Annotated in this window: 18 protein-coding genes; 14 read left to right on the forward strand and 4 right to left on the reverse strand. The window is 72.9% G+C overall.

Annotation, left to right across the window (positions count from 1 at the left end; translation table 11 throughout):
• The first annotated feature begins 387 nt into the window (after nucleotides 1-387).
• The 12 genes from DYI95_RS03640 (at nucleotide 388) to DYI95_RS03695 (ending at nucleotide 15,200) form a co-directional block, all read left to right on the forward strand.
• A complete protein-coding gene (locus DYI95_RS03640; RefSeq protein WP_243149849.1) occupies nucleotides 388-2,127 on the forward strand; it encodes a sensor domain-containing diguanylate cyclase in 1,740 nt (579 codons plus the stop codon).
• On the forward strand, nucleotides 2,124-2,687 hold the full coding sequence (gene ytxJ, locus DYI95_RS03645) for a bacillithiol system redox-active protein YtxJ (protein WP_116900767.1): 564 nt from the start codon (nucleotides 2,124-2,126) through the stop codon (nucleotides 2,685-2,687). Before DYI95_RS03640 ends, ytxJ begins: the two co-directional genes overlap by 4 nt.
• 334 nt (nucleotides 2,688-3,021) lie before the next feature.
• Nucleotides 3,022-3,828 (forward strand): SDR family oxidoreductase, encoded by an 807-nt coding sequence (locus DYI95_RS03650; RefSeq protein ID WP_243149850.1) that lies wholly within the window; start codon nucleotides 3,022-3,024, stop codon nucleotides 3,826-3,828.
• Nucleotides 3,829-3,944: 116 nt separating this feature from the next.
• On the forward strand, nucleotides 3,945-4,760 hold the full coding sequence (locus DYI95_RS03655; protein ID WP_116900765.1) for a ZIP family metal transporter: 816 nt from the start codon (nucleotides 3,945-3,947) through the stop codon (nucleotides 4,758-4,760).
• 396 nt (nucleotides 4,761-5,156) lie between these two features.
• Nucleotides 5,157-6,572 carry a sodium:alanine symporter family protein gene (locus tag DYI95_RS03660; protein WP_116900764.1) on the forward strand — a complete coding sequence of 472 codons (1,416 nt, stop codon included), beginning with the start codon at nucleotides 5,157-5,159 and terminating at the stop codon, nucleotides 6,570-6,572.
• Nucleotides 6,573-7,240: 668 nt separating this feature from the next.
• Nucleotides 7,241-8,809 carry an acyclic terpene utilization AtuA family protein gene (locus DYI95_RS03665; RefSeq protein WP_116900763.1) on the forward strand — a complete coding sequence of 523 codons (1,569 nt, stop codon included), beginning with the start codon at nucleotides 7,241-7,243 and terminating at the stop codon, nucleotides 8,807-8,809.
• The gene (locus DYI95_RS03670) at nucleotides 8,796-9,251 is read left to right on the forward strand and encodes a DUF4387 domain-containing protein (protein ID WP_116900762.1); all 456 of its coding nucleotides are present in this window, start codon (nucleotides 8,796-8,798) and stop codon (nucleotides 9,249-9,251) included. The genes DYI95_RS03665 and DYI95_RS03670 overlap by 14 nt, the downstream gene beginning before the upstream one ends.
• Nucleotides 9,252-9,384: 133 nt before the next feature.
• Entirely contained in the window at nucleotides 9,385-11,007 is a 1,623-nt protein-coding gene (locus tag DYI95_RS03675; protein WP_243149851.1) for an ABC transporter substrate-binding protein, read from the forward strand.
• A gap of 113 nt (nucleotides 11,008-11,120) precedes the next feature.
• Nucleotides 11,121-12,140: an ABC transporter permease gene (locus DYI95_RS03680; RefSeq protein ID WP_116900760.1), complete on the forward strand. Its 1,020-nt coding sequence runs from the start codon at nucleotides 11,121-11,123 to the stop codon at nucleotides 12,138-12,140.
• Nucleotides 12,141-12,186: 46 nt separating this feature from the next.
• Nucleotides 12,187-13,254 (forward strand): ABC transporter permease, encoded by a 1,068-nt coding sequence (locus DYI95_RS03685; RefSeq protein WP_116900759.1) that lies wholly within the window; start codon nucleotides 12,187-12,189, stop codon nucleotides 13,252-13,254.
• A 59-nt stretch (nucleotides 13,255-13,313) separates the two neighbouring features.
• Entirely contained in the window at nucleotides 13,314-14,285 is a 972-nt protein-coding gene (locus DYI95_RS03690; protein WP_116900758.1) for a gamma-glutamyl-gamma-aminobutyrate hydrolase family protein, read from the forward strand.
• Between the two features lie 21 nt (nucleotides 14,286-14,306).
• A complete protein-coding gene (locus DYI95_RS03695) occupies nucleotides 14,307-15,200 on the forward strand; it encodes an aldo/keto reductase (protein WP_116900757.1) in 894 nt (297 codons plus the stop codon).
• Nucleotides 15,201-15,388: 188 nt separating this feature from the next.
• Here DYI95_RS03695 and DYI95_RS03700 read toward each other — a convergent pair whose 3' ends face one another.
• Nucleotides 15,389-17,266 (reverse strand): hypothetical protein, encoded by a 1,878-nt coding sequence (locus DYI95_RS03700; RefSeq protein WP_147308107.1) that lies wholly within the window; start codon nucleotides 17,264-17,266, stop codon nucleotides 15,389-15,391.
• 456 nt (nucleotides 17,267-17,722) lie between these two features.
• Between DYI95_RS03700 and DYI95_RS03705 the strand changes: the two genes are divergently transcribed.
• Nucleotides 17,723-18,886 carry an amidohydrolase gene (locus DYI95_RS03705; RefSeq protein ID WP_243149927.1) on the forward strand — a complete coding sequence of 388 codons (1,164 nt, stop codon included), beginning with the start codon at nucleotides 17,723-17,725 and terminating at the stop codon, nucleotides 18,884-18,886.
• A gap of 58 nt (nucleotides 18,887-18,944) precedes the next feature.
• Here the strand turns inward: DYI95_RS03705 and DYI95_RS03710 are convergent, their stop codons facing one another.
• Together DYI95_RS03710 and DYI95_RS03715 are read right to left on the reverse strand one after the other, a co-directional pair.
• Nucleotides 18,945-19,202 (reverse strand): hypothetical protein, encoded by a 258-nt coding sequence (locus DYI95_RS03710; RefSeq protein WP_147308106.1) that lies wholly within the window; start codon nucleotides 19,200-19,202, stop codon nucleotides 18,945-18,947.
• Nucleotides 19,203-19,395: 193 nt separating this feature from the next.
• A complete protein-coding gene (locus tag DYI95_RS03715; RefSeq protein ID WP_116900793.1) occupies nucleotides 19,396-19,881 on the reverse strand; it encodes an NADH-quinone oxidoreductase subunit B in 486 nt (161 codons plus the stop codon).
• 543 nt (nucleotides 19,882-20,424) lie between these two features.
• Here DYI95_RS03715 and DYI95_RS03720 point away from each other — a divergent pair.
• Nucleotides 20,425-21,033 carry a hypothetical protein gene (locus tag DYI95_RS03720; protein ID WP_203530702.1) on the forward strand — a complete coding sequence of 203 codons (609 nt, stop codon included), beginning with the start codon at nucleotides 20,425-20,427 and terminating at the stop codon, nucleotides 21,031-21,033.
• A 55-nt stretch (nucleotides 21,034-21,088) separates the two neighbouring features.
• On the opposite strand, the gene DYI95_RS03725 is transcribed toward DYI95_RS03720, so the two are convergent.
• Nucleotides 21,089-22,246, reverse strand: a complete 1,158-nt coding sequence (locus DYI95_RS03725) for an LLM class flavin-dependent oxidoreductase (protein ID WP_243149852.1) — start codon at nucleotides 22,244-22,246, stop codon at nucleotides 21,089-21,091.
• Between the last annotated feature and the right edge of the window lie 150 nt (nucleotides 22,247-22,396).

Here is a 22,396-nt window from a genome sequence, read left to right on the forward strand (position 1 = left end):
ATGGACTTTGTCATTCCTGTGCCTTCCAAACGCCCGGTGGGCATCACAACGGGCTCCGCTGCCTGTCCCGTTGCGCTACGTTTTCGATTGTAACCCATCCAGGCCGCAGTGCGGGTTTGTGCCGGCGGAAGGACGCGCCGGGTGAGCACGTCCAGCGGTTGAGAAGGCGGACCGGAGGCAGCCGGAGGTGCCGGCGGCCGGCGGGTGGGGGGCCTGCCGCCGCGGCGGTTCCGGCAGGGCGGGGCCCGCCTGCGGGCGGGTGGGGAAGCCGCACGGCAAGTGTTGCGCGGGATTCTGGATGTCGGGGGAGTCGCTGCAAGGGGTGGGGTGGCCGGTCAGGGGTCGGACCGGCCGCGCCACCCGACGGCCGGTGGGGAGTTGGGGGGCATGAGGCTGCAAGGCGGGGGGATGGGACCGCGGGGGGATGGTCCCGTCGTCACCCCGGCGGGTGACCGGCAGCGGCCCTGGCAGGGGCCGGTCTGGCCGGCGTTGATTCTCGTTTGGCTGGCTGCGGTGCTGGCGGTGTATGCCGCGGCCGGATGGGTGGAGGTGTGGGTTCTAGCGCCCGTGGCCGGTGTGGCGGCGGCGCGCCGCTGGGGGATCAGGCGGGGAGGTGCGGTGGCGGCGGCGGGCCTTTTGCTGATGGCGGTGGCGCTGCTGGCCCGGCCCGCGGGAGCCACCGGCTGGCGCCTGCTGGCAGCCGAGGCGGCGGCCCTGGCCGGTGCCTGCCTGGTGGCGGCCCGTGGCCGGCCTGCGCCGGCGGCGGCGGCGGTGTCCTGCGGAAGGCCGGCGGCCTGGAGGGAGGCGGCGGCCGCGGAGGCGCTCCTGGGGAAAGCGGTCCCAGGTGACCGGGCGGACCCGGCGGCGCCCGCTCCCGGCGCCGCCGCGGCGGAGTCCGCCCTGACCGAATCCGAGCTGCAGGCGCTGTACGCCTGCACCCATACCCTGAACAAGGTCACCAGCTTGGACGATCTCATCCGGGAGTTCAACAGCCTGCTCTCGGCCCGCCTGGGCTATCCGTACCTAGCCCTGTTGCTGGTGCAGCCCGACGGGTCTTTGCAGCTGGCCTCGGCGCCCCTGTATCCGCCCGAGGTGCAGGGGGTGGTTCTGCCGGCGGGCAAGGGCATTTGCAGCGCCGTCGTGGAGACGGGGGAACCGGTGATCGTCGACGACGTGACCCGGGACCCGCGCTATTACCCCGGCCTCAACGAGGCGCGGTCGCAGATCGCCGTGCCCGTCCTGCACGGGGACCGGGTGGTGGGTGTCCTCAGCGTGGAATCGCCCCTGCCGGCCGCCTTTACGCGCCGGGACCTGCGCCTTCTTCAGGCCATCGCCGACGAGGTGGCCGTCGCCCTGGAGCGGGCCTGGCTGATGGAGCGGGTGGAGCAGCAGGCCATCACCGATCCCCTCACCGGCCTCTACAACAGAAGCTACCTGGTCCAGCGCCTGAGGGAGGAGGGCGAGCGGGCCGCGCGTTACGGTCGTCCGCTGTCCCTGCTCTTCATCGACCTGGACGATCTCAAGCTGGTCAACGACCGGTTCGGCCACGAAGCGGGGGATCAGGTGCTGGTGTGGGTGGCCCGGGTGCTCAAGGAGGCCTGCCGGAGCGTCGACTACGTGGTCCGCTACGGGGGCGACGAGTTCGTGGTGGTCCTGCCGGAAACGGGACCGGAGGGGGCCCGGGCCGTGGCCGCCCGGATCCAGCAGCGCCTGCTGGAAGAACCCAGCCCGGCCGGCTGGGCCTGGGGCAGGCTGGGGGTAGGGGCGAGCATCGGCATTGCCGCGTATCCTGCCCATGCCCGGGACTGGACCGACCTGCTGCGCCTGGCCGACCAGGCGATGTACGGCGCCAAGCGCCGGGCCAAGGCCCGAAGAGGCACGGCCGGTGACGCGCCCGGCCGCGACCGGGGGGGCGGGGACCCGGCGGGTCAGAAGGGCGGTGCGGAGCCGGCGGGAGACGCCGCATCCCACGGGGCCGGGGACGCCGGGACAGTCCGGCCGGGGCAGGGGCTCCGGCCGGACTCCGAGGCGGAGCGGTACCGGGGCATCGAAACGGCCATCGAAACGGCCGAGGAGGGCGATCCGGGGGATCCCCCGGCCGGCGATGAGGAGGAGGTGGGCCCATGATCGTGGCCCTGCAGTCGATGGCGGAGCTCGAACAGGCGCTACGCGGTCCCGCGCCCGTGCTGATCTTCAAGCACAGCACCGCCTGTCCCATCAGCGCCGCTGCCTACCAGGCCTTTCAGCGGTTCGTGGCCGCGCACCCTGCCGGAGCCCGCTACTACCTGGTGAAGGTGATCGAGCAGCGGGCCCTTTCAGGCGAGATCGCCCGGCGGCTGGGGGTGCCTCACGCCTCCCCCCAGGCGCTGCTCTGGCACCGGGGCGGAGTGCGGTGGCATGCCTCCCACTGGGCCATCACGGAACAGTCGCTGGCTGCAGCCCTGGCGGGATTGCGGGTGGGAGGCCGGGCGCCTGCCGCGGCGCCGGGGGCCCGGGCGGCGGGAACCCCAACGGCCGGGGCCACTTCCCCGGCGAGGCCTGCCACGCGATGGGGCGGCCGCCCGGCCGCCCATCAGGAGGCCCTCGCTGGCGGCCGCGCGCCCGCGGACGCCACCGGCCGCCCGGAGGCGGGCCGCGGTGCCCCGGGTGGCCCGGGGAACTGGGGCGCTTCCGGGGCGGGGGGTTGACAAGCCACGCCCGAGGGCTCCGGCGGTGCCGGCGCCTGACCTCCCCAGGCACCGGGGCCCTCACCGGGGCCTTGAAAGGATATAAGCCCGCTCAGGGCGAAGGCGGGCTTATATCGGAACCATACGGTGGTGGCCAGCGGCCGGTGCAGAGCACCTTGAGGGGCGTGGCCGCCTTTGCACCGCCCGCATGGTGGGGCAGTTATTGAAAGCAATTAGACGGGCGGGGACCAATCCCTGCCGTCCGGCGGAAATTCTCTCAAAATTCCAGTCGACCCCGGGCGGGTCCTGCGGCGATGCAGGCCGGCCCGGGGTCGGCCGGAAGCCTGGCGCGGGGGTGGGGCCTTTGGAGCTGGGCTTGCAGGGCAAGGTGGCGCTGGTGACGGCGGCCAGCCAGGGGCTGGGCCGGGCCATCGCCGGGCGGCTGGCCGAAGAGGGGATGCACGTGGCCCTCTGCAGCCGCTCGGCGGAGCGGGTCCGGGAGGCCGCCGAGGAGGTGGCCCGCCGCGGCGCCGGCCGCGATGTGCGGGTGGAGGCCTGGGAGGCCGACGTGGCCGTACCCGAGCAGGTGGTGACCCTGTCCCGGCGGGTGGAACAGGCCTTCGGCCGTCTGGACGTGCTGGTGTGCAACGCCGGCGGCCCGCCGCCGGGCGATTTCTTCGACGTGGAGGAAGCGGACTGGGAGAAGGCTTTCCAGCAGAACCTGATGTCCGTGGTCCGGCTGGTGCGCACCTGCGTGCCGCTGATGGAGCGGTCGGGCGGCGGCACCATCGTGACCATCACCTCGACCTCCATCAAGGTACCGCTGCCGCGGCTGATCCTCTCCAACGTCATGCGGGCGGGCGTCTACGCCCTGGTGAAGAGCCTGGTCCCCGAGCTGGCGGCCCGCAACATCCGGATCCACACGGTGGCACCGGGGCGCATCGACACCGGCCGGGTACGCAGCCTGGACCAGGACCTGGCCCGGCACACGGGGCGCAGCGTGGAGGAGGTCCGGGAGAGCTTTTACCGCCAGATCCCCCTGGGCCGGTACGGCGACCCGGAGGAGTTCGCGCAGGTGGTGGCCTTCCTGGTGTCCGATGCCGCCCGCTACCTGACCGGCCAGGCGGTGTTCGTCGACGGCGGGATGATGCGGGCCCTGTGAGGTCCCGGGCGGGCAGGCCATCCTGATAAGGGGGCCTGGACCCGCTGCCGCCCGGCGGCAGCGGGCGGCCCTCCGGCGGGTGCCGGGTCTTGGCGGGTGCCGGGTGGGATGGCGACTTGACCTGGCCGGGCTGGGCCGAAGCGGCCCTCTGGGCGCTGGTGGCATCCAGCAGCGGGCTGTGCGGTTGCCTGGGTGGCCTGTTCGTCCCCCTGGGGCGCAGGGTGCTGGCGGCGGTGATGGCCTTTGGTGCCGGCGCTCTGCTGGGAGCCGTGGCCTTTGACGTGCTGCCGGCCGCCCGGGACCGGGGCGGGCCGGGGCCGGCGGTGGCGGGCTTTCTGGCCGGAGCCCTGATCTTCACCATCATCGACTTTCTCCTGGACCGGCGCGGTGCCGTGGGGCGCAAGCACAGCGGTGACCCGGACGAACCGGCGGGCCGCGGGCCGGTGCCGGGAGCCGGTACGGCGGCGCCCCGGGGCACGGCTTCCCGCGGTCCTCGGCCGGGGGCGGCCTGGGCGATCCTGGCGGGAGCCGTCCTGGACGGCGTGCCCGAAGCCTTCGCGCTGGGGGTCGACCTTTTTGCCGGCCACGGGCTGAGCTGGGCGCTGGTGGCCGGGATCTTCCTCAGCACCCTGCCGGAAGGCCTTTCTGGTTCCGTGGGCCTGAAGCGGGCCGGGTATCGCCGCGCCTTCATCGTGCTGCTGTGGGCCGCGGTGGCTGGGGTGGCCGCACCGGCGGCGGCGGCCGGGTTCCTCCTGGCGGAACGGTTGGCCGGCGTGACCGAGGCGGTCATCCTGGCTCTGGCCGGCGGGGCCGTGGTGGCCATGGCGGCCGACACCCTGACCCCCGAGGCGTACCGGGAAGGCGGCAATCTGGTCGGCCTGATCACGGCCCTGGGGATGATCCTGACTTTTATCCTGGCGGTCGAGGTCTGAGTCCCGCAGCGGCGGTGGAAGGGCCTGCTGGCGAGCCTGGCCCGGCCCCTGGATTCGGCAGGCAATCGCCCCCATGAAATGCAGCCCAAGGAAAACTTCTGAACTCGCAACGAAAAGGAGCAGGAATTGCGAGTCCTTTGAAAGAAAACAACCAGCACAACGGGATTCCTTCTGCTAAGGCCTGTCCCTGGCCCGCCGCCTTGCGTGTCTCGGTGGAGTTCGAGCGTCGCACGCCCGTTCCCGGCCCCGAACCTGCCGGGAGTCCAGCTCCAGTTTCGTGTGTGCGGGCCGCCTTCTGGCACCGCTGACCGGGAGCGCCGGCCGGTCGGGGGCTGCCTTGCCCCCGGCCCAGGGGCCCGCGCGCCAGACCCGGCTTCCCTTGGGGAGGGATGGTGATTGCAGGGTTTTCTTGACGGCCTGGCGGCCCTGCTCGGTACCGCCAGCGACATCGTCTGGGGGCCTCCCATGCTGGTCCTCATCGTGGGCACCGGCCTGTTCCTCACTATCCGGCTGCGGGGGCTCCAGTTCCGCGAGCTGGGATATGCCCTGCGCCTGGCCTTCAGCCGGCGGCAGGATCAGACTTCCGAAGGCGACGTCAACCACTTCCAGGCCCTCATGACGGCCCTGGCGGCAACCGTCGGCACGGGCAACATCGCCGGCGTGGCGGCGGCCGTGACCCTGGGCGGACCCGGTGCGGTTTTCTGGATGTGGGTGACGGCGCTGTTCGGGATGGCCACCAAGTACGCGGAAGCCATCCTGGCGGTGACCTACCGGGTGCGCAACGCCCGGGGCGAGATGGCCGGCGGCCCGATGTACGTGCTGGAACGGGGGCTCGGCCAGAAGTGGCTGGCCGTTCTGTTCGCCGTTTTCGGCGCCGTGGCCGGTTTTGGCATCGGCAACACCGTCCAGGCGTACGAGGTCTCCAACAACATCCAGCAGTACTGGGGCGTGCCCAGCTGGATCGTGGGTCTGGTCCTGGCCGTCTTGACGGGCCTGGTGATCCTGGGGGGCATCAAGTCCATCGGGCGGGTGACCGCCTTCCTGGTACCGTTCATGGCCTTGTTCTACGTGATCGGGGGGCTTGTCATCCTGGGCCGGCACATCGAGGCGGTGCCGGGCGCCATCGCCCTTATCCTGAACCACGCCCTGACCGGCGAAGCCCTGGGCGGTGGGGTCGCCGGCGCGGGCGTGCGGGAGGCCATTCGCTGGGGCGTGGCGCGGGGGGTCTTCTCCAACGAGGCCGGCCTGGGTAGCGCGCCCATTGCCGCCGCGGCAGCCCGGACGGACCTCCCAGCGCGGCAGGCCCTGGTCTCCATGACCGGTACCTTCATCGACACCATCGTGGTGTGCTCCATCACGGGGCTGGTGATCGTGGCCACAGGGATGTGGCAGCAGGCGGATCCCGAGACCCTGACAGGGGCGCAGCTGACGACCCGGGCCTTCGAAGCGGGGCTCCCCGGGCCGGGCGGCATGATCGTGGTGATCGGCCTGATTCTCTTCGCCTACTCGACCATCCTGGGCTGGGCGTATTACGGCGAGAAGTGTTTCGAGTACCTCTTCGGTACCCGGGCCGTCACACTGTACCGGGCTTTGTGGACCGTGGCCGTCTTTGCCGGGTCGGTGGCCACCTTCGGAATCGTCTGGGACTTTGCCGACGTGATGAACGGTCTGATGGCGGTACCCAACCTCATCAGCCTGCTGGCCCTCAGTGGCGTGGTGGTGCGGGAGACCCGGCGCTTCTTCGCCGTGGGGCGCCAGCTCCAGCCGCCCGCGGCGCGGCGGGCTGCGGCCGGCAGCGCCCCGGCCGGCTGAGCCGGCCCGTCGCGGCCTCCGGGCCGGGACGGCGCCCGTCCGGGAGGGTGCTCCTGAAGGGAATCCGGCGGTGTACCGCAGGGAACCCACCGGTGTACCTTGGCAACCGAGCGGCCCCGCCTTTCGGGCCCCGGCCGCGGGTGATCGCCCGCTTCCGGCGGGCAACTTTCCCCGCCGGCGGCGTATCGATGGAATGAGGCCGGGGCGGCCTTGGGGAGCCAGGCCGCCCCGGCCGGTCCGGGCACGGCCGCACGCCTACGGTGGTTGGAGGGGGTGGCCCGGATGGCGGCGGCAACGGCCACGGAGCCGTCAAGTACGGGGTTCGCCGGCACCTGGGCCCCTGACCAGCGCGGGAAGGGGCCGGTCAGGGGGGCGAGACTGCTTCCCACGCCGCCGGCCGCGCCGGTGGCCGCGCCGGGCAGCCTTCCGTCCCGCCGGCCGGCCAGGAAGGGGGTGGAGGGTTCTTCGGCCGGTGACCGGCCGGTGGGGGCGCCGGGAGCCGGCGGCACGTTCCGGTCCCGGCTGCGCAAGCTGTCCAGTCCCGGCCGTCCAGAATCATCCTGCCCCGTCCCGGCGTCTCCGGACGGGGTTTGTCGTTTCTGGGGCGGGGTGGCCATCGCCCAAGGCGGCGGCTGCCGGACCAACGCGCACCTGAGGGGTGACCTGCGATGACGACCGGCACCGGTGTGCGCCGGAGAGAGGGGCGGCTGCGGGAAGAGGTGCGGCTGCTGGCGCCCACCGGGCACCTGGGGTTTACGCCCCTGGAGAAGGAGAGCTTCCTGGCGGGGCTCGAGCGGGACCCGGACTTCGTGGTGGCCGATTCCGGGAGCTGCGACATCGGCCCTTACCCGCTGGGCGCCGACGAGTCGGCCAGCCCGCCGGCCTGGCAGTACCACGACCTGGAGATCCTGCTGGTGGAAACCCGCCGGCGAGGGATCCCGCTGATTATCGGCTCGGCGTCGGATACGGGCACCCGGCGCGGGGTCGACCAGTTCGCCGGGATGATGGAAGACATCGCAGCCCGGCATGGCCTGCCGCCCTTCCGGCTGGCGCGGATCTATTCGGACGTTCCCCTGGAACGGTTGCGCCGTCTCCTGGAACAGGGCGTTGCCATCCGCGGGCTGGACGGCCGGCCCGATCTGACCCTGGCCGATCTGGACCGGACCTCCCGGGCGGTCGCGGTCATGGGGGCGGAGCCCATCGTCGCGGCCTTGGACGCGGGGGCCGACGTGGTGATCTGCGGCCGGTCCAGCGATGCGGCCATCTTCGCGGCGGCCGCCCTCTGGTGCGGCATGCCCCCGGCCACCGCCTACTACGCCGGCAAGGTGCTGGAATGCGCCTCCTTCTGTGCCGAGCCCTTCATGGCCAAGGAGTCGGTGCTGGGCACCCTGCGCCCCGGCGAGGTGGTGGTGGAGCCCATGCACCCGGACCAGCGGTGCACGCCGGCCTCGCTGGCCGGGCATGCCCTGTACGAGCGGGCTACGCCCTTCTTCGAGCACGTGCCCGCAGGCGTCCTGGACATGCGCGGGTGCGTCTACCAGGCGCTGGACGACCGCCGCACCCGGGTCACCGGCTTCCAGTTCCGGGCCGCCGGCACCTACGCCGTGAAGATCGAGGGGGCGGGCCCGGCCGGCGCCCGCTTCCTCGCCCTGGCCGGCTTGCGCGATCCCGAGCTGGTGGCCCGGGTGGACGAGGCCATCGCCTGGGCGCGGCGGAAGGTGGCGGAGCGTTACGGGACCACCGGTTACGAACTGTTCTACCACGTGTACGGCCGCAACGGCGTCATGGGGGAGCTGGAGCCCCATTCCCGCCCCGGGCACGAGCTGGGGCTGGTGGTCGAGGTGGTCTGTCCCGACCGGCACCGGGGCCGCGAGATCTGCACCATGGCGGCCCGCCAGCTCTTCTACGCCCGCATCGGGGGCCGGACCGGGACCGCCGGCCGGGCCGCCCTGATGACCGACGAGGTCCTGGAGGCCCGGCCCGCCTACCGCTGGACGCTGAACCACGTGGTGCCCGTGGACGATCCCCTGAGCTGGTTCCCCACGGTGCTGGAGCAGGTGGGGTTCAGCAGCCCTGACCCCCACCCTGCCCCTGATCCGCTGGCGGCTCCCGCCGGTGGGCGGGAACCCGTGGGGGCGGGAGCGGCAAGCCGCCCGGCCGCGGCCGGGCGCCCGGGAGCCCGCCCGGGGCACCGGCCGGCGGGCCGGGGGGAGGGATCCCGTCATGCGCCTGCGTGAGCTGGCCAGCACCATCCGGAGCAAGAATGCCGGCGTCGACCTGATCACCTTCGACATCCTCTTCCCGTCGGAGGAGGCGTACCGGCGGGCCTGCCGGAGCCCCGTGCTGACCCCGGAGGCCCTCTGCCGGTTGCTGGGCATCGGCCCCGACAGCCTGTACTGTTTCGTCCATTTTGACCCCGCCCGGGCCATCAAGTTCACGGTCCGGCGGCGCCGCCCGGCGGGAAGCCCGGGAGAGACCGATGTCTTCGGCACCCAGCAGTACGGGCCTCTGCTGGATCTGGAGGTCGAACCGGCCGGGGCACCGCCCGCGGCAATGTCGGAGGTAGCGCCCCCGGCTCCGGCGGCGGCAGCTCCGGCTGCGGTGCGGCCGCTGGGCTGCGGGGCCCGGGCCGGCCGCGGCGGGAGTTCACATGGTGACGGCCACTCCGGTTTGGAGTGACGGTGGGAAAGGCAAACCGGTCCGGGGGCGGGCGCCGCCCGCCCCCGGGGAAAGGGGGAGGCGTATGGACGGCGGGTGCAGGCCGGCGGGCCGGCGGGGCCGGCGGCCGGAGACCCTGGTGCAGGGAGGCGGGATGCGGGGGGTGCACCGCCAAGGGCGAAGGTTGCGGGCGGCTCCCAACCGCCTGGGCCGGCTCGTCCCGCTGGCGGTGGCCCTGGTCCTGGCCCTGGCCGCCGCCGGTTGCACCGGCGGCGGCCGGGAGCAGGCGGGCGGCGAGGCCGGTTCGTCCCAGGGGCAGGTGCTGAGCATCACCCTGGACGGGGCGAAGAACCGGGAGGCGGAGCTGCAGGTCATCGCCCAGTACCTCAAGCAGGTGGGCATCGACGCCCAGGTGCGGGTGTGGGAGTACCAGACCCTGGTGGCGGAGGCCCAGAAGGGCACCCGCCAGGCCTACGCCACCGACTGGGGGAGCGCCACCTTCACCCCGGTGGACCTGGCGGTGCCCAAGCTGGAGACGGGCGGGCGCGGCAACTACTCCTTCTATTCCAACCCGGACCTGGACGCCCTCTTCAAGGAGGCGGCGGCCGCTACCGACGAGGCGAAGGCGCTGGAGGCCTACAAGAAGGCGCAGGCCATCCTTTTCGAAGACGCCCCCTGGATCTTCGGTTACTACCTGGATGCCATCGAGGCGGCCTCGACCCGGGTGAAGAACTGGCAGCCCTCCATGGACAGCCGGATCAACCTGCACGACGTGGAGCTGGAGGGCGGCGACACCCTGGTGGTGGGGTTGCGGGCCGACCGGATCCTGTCCCTGGACCCGGCCGCCTACCGCGACCGCGACACCGAGACGGTGATCCGCAACATCTATGACGGCCTGGTCACCCGGACGCCCGACGGCAAGGTGGTGCCCGAGATCGCCGAGTCGTGGGAGCAGCCCGACCCGACCACCTACGTCTTCAAGCTGCGCCGCGGCATCAAGTTCCACAACGGCGAGGACCTGACGGCCGACGACGTGGTCTTCACCTTCGAGCGGATCCTGGCCGAAGACGGCCTGGACGGCCAGCCGTCGCCGCGCAAGGGGCTGTTGGAGCCGCTCGAGTCCATCGAGAAGGTCGACGATTACACGGTGCGGATGAAGCTGGCCAACCCGTCGGCGGCGTTCCTCCAGCTGCTGGTGCACACGCAGATCGTGCCCAAGGACTATGTTGAGGAAGTGGGCAGTGCCGGCCTGTCGGCCAAGCCCGTCGGGGCGGGGCCCTTCCGCTTCGTCGAGGGCAGCCTGGACGGGCAGGTCGTCCTGGAGCGGTTCGACGACTACTACGGCGGTTCGCCGGACCTGCCGCCCGTGGGGCCGGCCAAGCTCCAGCGGGTGGTCTTCCGCATGATGCCCGAGCCGGCCACCCGCATCGCCGCCCTGCAGAACGGCGAGGTCCACATCATCCAGGAGGTGCCGCCGGACCTGGTGGCCCAGCTGGAGAAGGACCCCAACGTGCAGGTCAAGGTGACCCAGGGCACGCGGCTTTACATGATCGAGCTGAACAACAAGCTGTTCACCGATCCCCGGGTGCGGCAGGCGCTGAACTACGCCATCGACTGGGATGCGATCCTCAAGGAGCTCTACAAGGACCACGCCCACCGGGTGGCCACGGCCATGCTGCCCAGCGGCTTCGGCTACGACGAGACCCTCAAGCCCTACCCCTACGATCCCGAGAAGGCGAAGCAGCTGCTGCGGGAGGCGGGGTACAGGGTCGACTGACGGGCGGGGGCGGCAATCGCCGGGCCGTGGCCTGACCCACGGCGCGTGCGCGGACAAACCGGCGAGCGGGCGGTGCAGGAGGGGCATGGGAAGGACCCCGGGGAGGTGACCGGATGCGCGGCGGGTGGGTGTTGCGCAGGGTGCTGATGGCCCTGCCCCTGGCGGTGGGGATCGTGCTGGTGAGCTTCATCCTCCTGCGGGTGATGCCGGGCGATCCCGTGGACATCATGCTGCGGGGCGGGGGCACCTCCAGCGAGGCGGAGGCCCGGGCCCTGGCCCGCCAGCTGGGCCTGGACCAGCCCCTGCCCGTCCAGCTGGCCCGGTTCGTAGGGGATCTGGCCCGGGGCGACCTGGGCGAGTCCATCCGCAGCCGGCAGCCCGTGGGCCAGGTGCTGCTGGCCACCCTGCCGGCCACGGTGGAGCTGGCCCTGGCTGCGCTGGGCTTCGCCGTGGCAACGGGGGTGGCGCTGGGGGTGCTGGCCGCCACCCGCCGCGGCTCCTGGCTCGACCGGGCGGTCATGGTCAGCGCCTCCCTGGGGATCTCCATGCCGGCCTTCTGGCTCGGCATCGTGCTGATCCTGCTGCTGGCGGTGGGGACGGGATGGCTGCCCACCTCGGGCCGCATCGCCTCCCAGTACGCCGGCACGGTCCCCTGGCACACCGGCTTCCTGCTCGTCGACACCCTGCTGGCCGGCAACCTGGCGGCCTTCCGCTCGGCGCTGGCCCACCTGGTGCTGCCGGCGGTCACCCTGGGGGCCGAGCTGGCGGCGGTGGTGGCGCGGGTCACCCGCTCCAGCATGCTGGAGGTGATGGGGGCCGAGTTCGTCCGCACGGCGCGGGCCAAGGGCCTCCCCGAAGGGCGGGTGGTCCTGCGCCATGCCCTGCGCAACGCCCTGATTCCCACCGCCAGCGTGGTCGGCCTGCAGGCCGGCGTGCTGCTGGGCGGCAACATGATCGTGGAGACGGTGTTCAGCTGGCCGGGTTTGGGCCGGCTGGTGGTCGAGGCGATCTTCGCCCGGGACTACCCGGTGGTCCAGGGGGCGGTGATGGTCTACGCCCTGACCTTCCTGGTGATGAACCTCCTGGTCGACCTGGCCTACACCTGGCTGGATCCGCGGATCCGGGAGGCCTAGGCGGCCCGGGCGGGGCCGGCGGCCTGCGTGCAAAGGAGGGGAGCGGATGCACGGTCCGTGGGAAAGGCGGCCCGCGCTACAGTGGGACGAACCGGCGGCGGCCCGGGAGCCGGAGGGCGTTCCCGGCCGCGCTGCGCCCGGGTCGCCCGCCCGGCCGGGCCCCGGGCCCGGGCTCGATCCCGGGGCCGGCCTGGGGAGGGGGCGAGGGGCGGGGGATGGAGCGCCGGGCACCGAGCCTGCTGCCGTGGCCGCTCCCCTGCCTGGCACCCGGGACACCTGGCGGCGGGCATTGCGCCACCCGCAGGTGGCCGTGGGCCTAGCGGTGGTGGCCCTGTTCGTCCTCGTAGCGGTGGCCGCCCCGTGGCTGGCGCCCTACGACCCCGAGGACTTCACCTTGAGCGCCCGCCTGGCCCCGCCGGCCTTCCTGCCGGGAGGCCACCCCGAGCACCTCCTGGGCACCGACCGGGTGGGGCGCGACCTTCTGACCCGGCTGCTCTACGGTGCCCGGGTGTCGTTGCTGGTCGGTGCCACGGCGGTCACCGTGGCGGGGGTGGTGGGGTCGGTACTGGGGGCCGTGGCGGGCTACGCGGGAGGCCTGGTGGACCAGGTGCTCTCCCGGGCGGCCGACCTCTTGATGGCCTTCCCGTACCTGCTCTTCACCATCCTGATGATGGGCATCCTGGGACCGGGCATCGGCAACCTGATCCTGGCCCTGACCTTCAAAGCCTGGGTGGAGTTCTACCGGGTGGCCCGGGGCCAGGTCCTGGCGGAAAAGGCGAAACCCTACGTGGAAGCGGCCCGGGCCATCGGCCGCAGCCACGCCGGCATCCTGGCGCGGGAGATCCTGCCCAACATCCTGCACGCCCTGCTGGTGGTGGCGACCCTGCGGGCCGGTCACATGATCCTGATGGAGGCGTCCCTGAGCTTTCTGGGCATCGGGGTGCCGCCCGACGTGCCGGCCTGGGGGTCCATGGTGGCCGAGGGCCGGGACTACCTGAGCACCGCCTGGTGGGTGTCGACCCTGCCGGGGCTGGCGGTGCTGGTGCTGGTGCTGGCGATCAACACCCTGGGCGACGGGCTCAGGGAACTCTTGGACCCGCGGCTGCGGGTGTGAGGCCGGGCGGCCCATCCGTGGGGTGGCGACGGCCGGCCATCCTGGGAGATGATGCAGCCATGACGAGGCCCGTCATCGGCATCGCGGCCTCGGTGGACTTCATGGCCCCCGCCCGTTCCGGCGGGGGCATCCTGCCTTCGGGACCTGGCGCAGGGGGGCACGGGCCCTGCGGGACCGGGGACCAGCCCCCGCGGCTGGTGGCCGTTCTGCCCATGACGTACGTGGAGGCCGTGGCCGCCGCGGGCGGCCTCCCGGTGATCCTGCCGGTGGCGCGGCCGGGCGAGGCCGTGGACCCCTGGCTGGAGCACATCGACGCCCTGGTGGTACCCGGGAATTATCCGTACCTTCCTGCCGGACTGCGGGCGCTGCCGGGGCTGCGCGAGCAGGCCCCCTACCGCTATGATTCCGATGTGGTCTGGCTCCGGGGCGCCCTGGGGCGGGGCATGCCCGTGCTGGCCATCTGCCGCGGCATGCAGACGCTGAACGAGCTCCTGGGCGGGACCCTGACGCGCCGGGTCCACCCGCCGGGGTCCCACCTGCAGGTGGAACCGGGCGCCGGGCGGGGCCACGGCCTTTGGGTCGAACCCGGCTCCCGGCTGGCCGCCTGCCTGGGGGGCCGCACCCGGGTGCACGTCAACAGCTTCCACGTGGCGGCGGTGCGCCAGCCCGGCCGGGGGCTGCGGGTCAGCGGCCGGGCCCAGGACGGGGTGGTGGAGGCCGTGGAGGGCGAAGGGGAGGCCTTCATCCTGGGTGTCCAGTTCCACCCCGAGCTGCTGTGGCGGGACGAACCGGCCCTGGCGGGGATCTTCACCGGGCTCGTCGAGGCGGCCTGGGTCTACCGGCAAGGCCGCGCCGGCCGGACGGTCACCCCGGCGGCCGTCACCGCAGCAGCGGCGGGCGAGGGGGCCGGTGCGGGCGCGGATGCGGGCGCGGGCGGTTCCGCGCCGCCCAGGGCGGCCCCGGCTGGGGCCGCGGTGAAGGTCGAGCCGGGGCCTGCGGCCGTCCATTGCTGTGATCCTTTGATGTTGTGACCAAGGAAAGGGAGCGGATTCGTGACCACTGCAACGCCCGTCATCACGCTGAACAACGGCGTCACCATGCCGCTGCTGGGGCTCGGCGTCTACCTCGCGCCACCTGACCAGGCGGCTGCCGCGGTCGCAGCGGCCGTCGCCTGCGGCTACCGGCTGATCGACACCGCGGCCGCGTACAACAACGAGCGGCAGGTCGGCGAGGGGATCCGTCGCAGCGGAATCGACCGGTCCGCCATCTTCCTCACCACGAAGCTGTGGATCGCCGACTACGGCTACGACTCGGCCCTGCGGGCCTTTGAAGCCAGCCTGCGCAGGCTGGGAGTGGACTACGTCGACCTGTACCTCTTGCACTGGCCGGTGCCCATGCGGTTCGATGACACGGTCGCCGCTTACCGCGCGGCCATCCGCCTGCTGGAGGAGGGGCGGGTGCGGGCCATCGGGGTGAGCAACTTCGGCCCCCGGCACCTGGAGGAGCTGATCGCCCGCACCGGCGTGGTCCCGGCGGTGAACCAGGTGGAGCTGCATCCCTTCTTCACCCAGGTGGAACTGCGCCGGTTTCACGACCGGCTGGGCATCGTCACCCAGGCGTGGTCGCCCATCGGCGGCGTCCTGCGGCGAAGGGGTGAGGGCAGCGGGGGCGACGTGCTGGATCATCCCGTGGTCGCCGGCCTGGCCCGCAAGTACGGCAAGACGCCGGCCCAGGTGGTGCTGCGCTGGCACCTGGAACACGGCATTGCGGCGATCCCGAAGTCGGTGCGGCCGGAGCGCATCCGGGAGAACATCGACATCTTCGACTTCCGGCTGGCGCCGGAAGAGGTGGCGGCCATCGACGCCCTGGACCGGGGCGTCCGGGCGGGGCGCGACCCGGAGACGGCGGACGCGGCCGACTTCAGCATCCGGGTCGAGGGCGACTGAAAGGACGGAAACAGGACGGAAGGACCGCCGGCGGGGCCGGACCGTCCCGCGCCGGGACGCCCCGCGCTGGCCCAAGGTCATGGTGGGACTCGATGGATCTGCTCACCAGCGGAGCAGCTGGCGGTTCACGGGCCGGGGGGCGGTGCACGGGCCGGGGGCGAGTGCTCAGGAGCCGGGCGGCGGGCCGCTCACGAAGCGGCCGGCGGGCCGCCCCCTCTGCGCCGGCGGGACAGGCCCGCCAGCACTGCCGGGGCGGCGGTGCCGGCCATCACGGCCGCCAGCGCCGCGGGCCAGGTCAGGCCGGCCCGGGCCAGCAGGTCGCCCGCCCAGGCGGGAGGACCAGGCACGCCAGCCGCACCGCCGGCGGGACCTGCGCTCCCGGGCGCGTTGCCGCTATTGGCTTCACCGCTGGTCCTCCCGTATCCGGAAGGGAGCCGGCTGGGGGCGGAGGGTGCAGTCTGAAGCCACCAGGCACCCGGCCAGTGGCCCGGGAAGCTGGCGCCGGGCGGCAGCCCGGCCTCCTGGGGCGGGCTGCCTGCCGCCCCGCCCGGCGCGGAGGGGAGCCGGCCGGGATCCGGAGCGGCCGGGGCTTCCGCGGCCGGCCGGCTTCCAGGAAGCCATGTGCCTGCGGCGTAGCCCGTGGTGGCAAGCCACAGACTGCCCAGGCCGAACTCCAGCAGGAAGGCGATTACGCCGGCGGCCAGGGTGGTGCGGGCGCCGGCTGCCAGGATCGCCGCCCAGCCCAGCTTGTCGACCAGCGCGCCCGTCAGGGCAAGGCCGGCGCCGGCGGCCAGCCACAGGCCCAGTTCGGGGACGCTCAGCCTGCCCAGGGGGCCGCCTGCCACACCGGCGCCACCCCAGAGGACGGCGGCCGCAGCGGCCGCCCGGGCGAGGGCGCGGCCGAAGGCCGGGACCGGCACAGGGGCGGGCCGGGGTGTGACCTTACCTTCCACCGGCCGGCGGCCGGCCAGCAGCAGGGGCACGGCCCGCCAGGCCACCGCCGCCATGACCAGAAGCCCCAGATACCCCACCAGCGGGTAGACCCGCGTCACCAGGTTGGCGAACCCCACGAAGCTGGCGGCAAAGGCCACGGCCCCCAGCACGACCACCACCGTGCCGTAGCCGGCTTTTTGGGGGGAGCGCAGCCGGGCCGCCACCCCGTAGAGGGAGGTCACGGCGGTGGTGTACACCTCCAGCCACAGGATCGCCGCGTAGATCATCCCCAGCAGGGGACCGAAGCCGCGGGCCAGCACCAGCATGGGCACCTCGAACCGGGCGGTGGCGGGCAAGCCGGCCCATACGGCCAGGTGCAGGGCCAGGGCGGCCAGCCCCAGGCCGGCGCCACCCAAAAGCCCGCCGGCGTTCAGGGTGGCGGGCCGCCGCACTTCCGCGCCCAGGGGTGCCAGCACCGGCAGGGCCAGCACCAGGTTGAAGCTGGTATAGAGCAGCGCGGCCAGGGGCCAGAAGGGCGCCGCGCCAGCTACGCCGGTGCCGCCCGGCGGGGTGGCGGGCCAGCCTTCCCGCCAGAGCACGCCGGCGCTGACGCCCAGGGCACCTGCCACCAGGACCGGCGCCACCAGGGAGGTGACGGCCGTCACCCCCCGCAGCCGGAAGAGCACGGTCACCGTGGCGGCGGCGGCCATGACCAGCCCGCCCAGCCAGCCCGGCAAGCCCAGCTGCTCCCGGAAGATGGCGCTAGAGCCGGCGATCATCACGGCCGTACCTGCGAACAGGAATCCCGTGATCACCCAGTCGGCCAGGGTGCCGAGCCACCGCCCGCCCACGGCCCGGACCAGCTCCCGGTGGGATTCGGCGCCCGTCGCCGCCCCCAGCCGCATCACGGCCGCGCCGAAGGCCGCCAGGAGGGCCGTCACGCCCAGCAGGCCCAGGGTGCCCCAGCCGTCGTATGCGGTGAAGAAACGCAGGATCTCCTGGCCCGAGGCAAACCCGGCGCCCACCACGGTGCCGATGTAGGTAGCCGCCACCCGCCAGGGGCCCAGGGCCAGAGCCGGCCGCGTTCGTCCGGACGAACCGGCTTCGCGCCGCTGCTGGACCTTCCCCACCATGGACCCGCCCCCCAACCTGCACTGCTCCACCAGGATGACCGCTCGCCGGCGGTGAAATGAGACCTCCGAGACCGCGATGGCACGGGCCGGGGGCCGCACGGGGCACCGCACGGGAAGGGTGCCCGTCCGGGCCCGGTAGCACACGGGCCAAGCACTTCACGGGCCCGGCACTGCAACACGAGCCGGCCCATACGGGCGCCGCCACGGCGCCCGTCAGGTCGCCGGGCGGACCGGGGCCAGCCGTTCAGGGGATTGAGAGTGCGGCCTGCCACGGCCGCCGGCGCCATGCCGTGGGCCGTGCCGCCATGCCGTGGGCCGCGCCGTGGCCCGTGCCGGCACGCCTCACCGGCGGGGCGCGGCCCCACAGGCCGTGCCGCTCGCCCCGTCCAAGGAGGGAGTACCGTGGCGGAGTTGCCCGCCCCCTGGGGCCCGCGCCTTAAGGCCCTGTTCGGCACTATGGTGGCCTGGCGGCGCCATCTCCATCAGCATCCCGAACTGTCCTTCCAGGAGGTGGAGACGCCGCGCTTTATCGCCGAGCGGCTGCGGGAGGCGGGCATCCCCGCCCGCACCGGCGTCGGCGGGCGGGGGGTGGTGGGGGTGATTGAGGGCGCCCGGCCGGGCCCGACGGTGGCCCTGCGGGCCGACTTCGACGCCCTGCCCATCCAGGACGAGAAGGACGTGCCCTATCGCTCCCAGGTGCCTGGGGTCATGCATGCCTGCGGCCACGACGCCCATACGGCGACCCTGCTGGCGGTGGCGCGGGTCCTGGCGGATGAACGCCACCGCCTCCGGGGCCGCGTCGTGCTGATCCACCAGTTCGCCGAGGAGGTGGCGCCGGGCGGCGCCAAGCCCATGATCGAGGACGGGTGCCTGGACGGGGTCGACGTGATCTTCGGCACCCACCTCTGGACCCCGCTGCCCGTGGGGCGGGTCGGCTACTGCCCGGGTTACGCCATGGCCGCCGCCGACCGGTTCGAGATCGAGATCGTGGGCCAGGGCTGCCACGCGGCCGCCCCCCACCAGGGGGTCGACCCCATCCTGGTGGCGGCCCAGGTGGTCACCCAGCTGCAGCACGTGGTGGGGCGGATGGTCGACCCGCTGGAGCCGGCGGTGGTGTCGGTGGGGACCCTGCACGCCGGTACGGCCTTCAACGTGATCCCCGAGACGGCCACCCTGACCGGCACCGTTCGGACCCTGAGCCCGGTGGTGCGGGACCGGATGGAGGTCCTCCTGGAGCGTCTGGTGCGGGGGACCTGCGAGGCCCACGGGGCCGGTTACCGGTTCCGCTACGAGCGGGGCTACCCGGCCCTGTTCAACCACGAGGACATGACGGCCTTCGCCGCCGAGGCCATCGCGCGCTACGCCGGCGCGGAGGCGGTCGAGCGGGTGGCGCCGGTGATGGGCGGCGAGGACTTCGCCTACTACCTGCAGAAGGTGCCGGGCTGTTTCTTCTTCACCGGGGCGGGCAACCCGGAAGTGGGCGCGTCGTATCCCCACCATCACCCGCGCTTCGACATCGACGAGCGGGCCATGCTGGTGGCCGGCCGGGCGCTCTTGGCGGTGACGCTGCGGTATCTGCTGGGCGATGAGGAGCTGGAGCGGGAGATGGCCACCGCCTAGCCCTGCGGAGCCTTGGAGTGCCGCCGACCCGCACCGGCTAGGAAACCTCGGTATGCGCTCAGGAGGGTCCCGGCGTGAGGAACAGGGCGTGGGGGCAGAGGCTCGCCTCCATCACGGCCGCCGGGGCCGGTTCCACCCGCTCGAAGGTGCAGGCGCCCTGGCGGTTGTAGTGGCAGGCCCGGGCGATGCAGAGGGGCTTGCGAGTCCCCGTTCGGGCCTGGCGGCTGCGGACGAACGCGGCCACGTAGCGCTGCCAGGGCAGCCACAGGCCGGGCAGCGGCGCGGGCGCCGGCTCGAGGCGCAGGGCGGCTTCCATGCCCTCCGGCGTGTCGCCCTCCGGGGTGCCGGCCCGCCGGGAAGGCGGCGCGATAACCGGGTCATGGCCCGGGGCGGCGGAGTCGAGGCGCCGGGCGACCTCCCACTCCAGCCCCGGGGCGGCGGCCGGGTTGGGACGCGAGATAGGCGGCGGGCCCGCGAGCGGGACCGGACCGGGTGCCCCCGCGTCCGCCTCAGGCCTCATGGGCCACCCCGATGCGGCGGACCTTGTCCTGAAGTTTCAAGATGGCGTGGACCAGTGCCTCCGGCCGCGGCGGGCAGCCGGCCACGTAGACGTCCACCGGAATGATCTTGTCCACGCCGTCCACCACGTTGTAACCCTGGTAGTACGGCCCCCCGTTAGTGGCGCAGGCGCCCATGGAGATGACGAACTTCGGCTCGGCCATCTGGTCGTAGAGGGTCTTGACCACCGGCGCCATCTTCTCCGTCACGGTGCCGGAGACGATCATCAGGTCCGCCTGGCGGGGCGAGGCACGGAAGACCGACCCGATCCGGTCCAGGTCGGTGCGGGTGCCGCCGGCGGCCATCATCTCGATGGCGCAGCAGGCCAGGCCGAAGAGCAGGTACCACATGGAGTTGGCCCGGCCCCAGTTGACCAGCTCCTGCAGGCGGGTGGTCAGGATGCCCGGCAGCCACTGCCACACGCCGGGGATGCGCATGGAGGGGTGGGCGTCGAGCCGGCGGACGATGTCGGGTTCCAGCTCGTCGAGCTGGGAGAAGCGGGGCCCCTCGCCGGCCGGGGCGCCGGTGATCTCCGGCTCGGGGCTCTGGGCCGTGATGGCCCGCGCCCGGGCCTGGCGCTCGCGGGTTTCCGCCGAGGCAGCCGGGTTGGCTCCCTGCCCGCTGACGGGCGTCGGGTAGGGCCGGGATTCGGCCCGGCGCACCGCAGCCCGCAGCGCGCCCGGCTCGGTAGGGGTTGGGCCGGCCTGGTTGGGCGGATTTTCTGCCCCGGCCGGCGGGGAAGCGGCGCTTGCGGGCGCGGAAGGGCGGCCCGCCTCGCCATCGAGCGCCGGTTGATCCTTTCGCTCATCCTGCATCGGATCACCGCCTACGGGACCGGTCCGCCCGGCACGGGCGCTGACCCGGTTTTGTCCTGAGTAGTATGACCCAGGTCCGGCGCCGGTGAACCGGCGGGGGTCCAGGCGATCGATCTTCTAGCCGGCCGTTTTTCTTGGTTTCCCGGGACGGATGAGGATGGGGGGATGGGCGTGATCGAGGACCGGGAGTACTTCTACACCTGGCGTACGCGCCAGGAAACGGATCCCCTGTGGAACTGGATCCTGAAAGAGGGGATCCTCCTGGCCACCCACTTCGAAGCTCACTTTCCAGATGACCCCGATCTGGGCCAGGGGAGAGAGGCGTTCTCCCGCCTGCCCGGGGTCACGGAGGAACCGTGGGAGGGCATGGAGGGCGCCATCAAGATCCGGGGGGAGATGAGCCCGGACGCGCGCTCGCTGTTCCTGGCCATCGCGGGCGGCGGGGACGTGCGGCTGTGGGACTTCATCCTGTTTGAGGGCGAAAGAAAGCTGCTGGCCGTTGACGATTTCAGCGACCGCTTCGTGACCGGCTATTTTGCCCGCAAGTTCATGAAGAAGCTGTTCGATCACTGGTTCGAACCCATCCCAGAGGGTCCGGCCGAGGGAGATCTCCAGGTCGAGGCGATGAGCCATGATGAAGCGCGCGACGTGTTGAACGCCGTCCGTGACGTGGTGCAAACGGCATTGCGGGATCTCGAACGGGATCGGGAGCCCGCCTGGCCCGAGCACCGGGCGGACGTGGAAGGGGATCGCATCAATGGTCAACGGCATTGACCCGCCTGCCCCGGCAGGGGAGAGGGGCGCCCGTCGAGCATCCCATCATGAGTCCCTAGGTCCGCGGCCCTTCTCCTCCTACGCCGGCCCCGGCACCGCGGGGGACGGGAGTCCCTTCGCCGGCCTCCGCGCGGCCGTCGCGGCCCGGGCCGGTCCCGGCGTCAACCTCACCTTCGCCGTCGTCGCTCTTCCGCAGCGCCTTCCGCACCGCCGGCGCCACTTTGGTGCCCAACAGCTCGATGGCCCGCAGGACCTTCTTGTGGGGCAGCGTGCCCACCGTGAGCTGCAGCAGGAAGCGGTCGTGGTGGAACAGCTCGTGCTGGTAGAGGATCTTCTCGATGACCTCCTCCGGGTTGCCGACGAAGTCGGCGCCGTGCAGCGATCGCGACCACTCGAACTGCTCCCGGGTCAGCGGTCCCCAGCCCCGCTCGCGGCCCAGCCGGTCCATGACCTCCTTGAAGGCGGGGAAGGCGGTGTCCGCCGCCTCCTTGGAGGTGTCGGCGATGAACCCGTGGGAGTTGATGCTCAGCCGCGGCACCGGATGCCCCGCCTCCCGCGCCGCCTGCCGGAAGATCTCCACCAGCGGCCGGAAGCGCGCGGGGATGCCGCCGATGATCCCCAGCGCCATGGGCAGGCCGAGGCGCCCCGCCCGCACCGCCGACTCCGGCGTACCGCCCACGGCGATCCACACCGGGATCGGGTTCTGGATCGGGCGCGGGTACACGCCCCGGTCGCGGATGGGTGGCCGGAACTTCCCCGACCAGGTCACCCGCTCCGCCTCCCGCAGCTTGAGCAGGAGGTCGAGCTTTTCCTCGAACAGGGCGTCGTAGTCCCGCAGGTCGTAACCGAAGAGGGGGAAGGACTCGATGAAGGAGCCGCGCCCCACCATGATCTCGGCCCGGCCGCCGGAGATCAGGTCCAGGGTGGCGAACTGCTGGAACACCCGCACGGGGTCGTCGGAGCTGAGCACGTTGACGGCGCTGGTCAGGCGGATCTGGCGGGTGCGGGCCGCCGCCGCGGCCAGCACCACGGCGGGTGCCGAGACCACGTAGTCCGGGCGGTGGTGCTCGCCGACGCCGAAGACGTCGAGCCCCACCTGATCGGCCAGCTCGATCTCCTCCAGGAGGCGCCGGATGCGCTCGGCGGGGCTGATCAAGTGCCCGGTCTCGGGGTCGGTGTTGCGGTCGCCGAAGCTGTAGATGCCGATCTCCAAGGATGGCCCTCCCTTGCTGGCGGCGCGTCCGGGCCCGCCGAGCGGGGGCGTCTCGGTGCCGGACGAACCGGCCGGGTCGCCGAGATCGTTGCCCGTGGCCGTTGCGGACCCTGCGCGAACGGGGCCCTGCCCGATGGCGGTACCCGCCGG

The organism is Thermaerobacter sp. PB12/4term, assembly GCF_003403315.2.
GTDB lineage: Bacteria > Bacillota > Sulfobacillia > Thermaerobacterales > Thermaerobacteraceae > Thermaerobacter.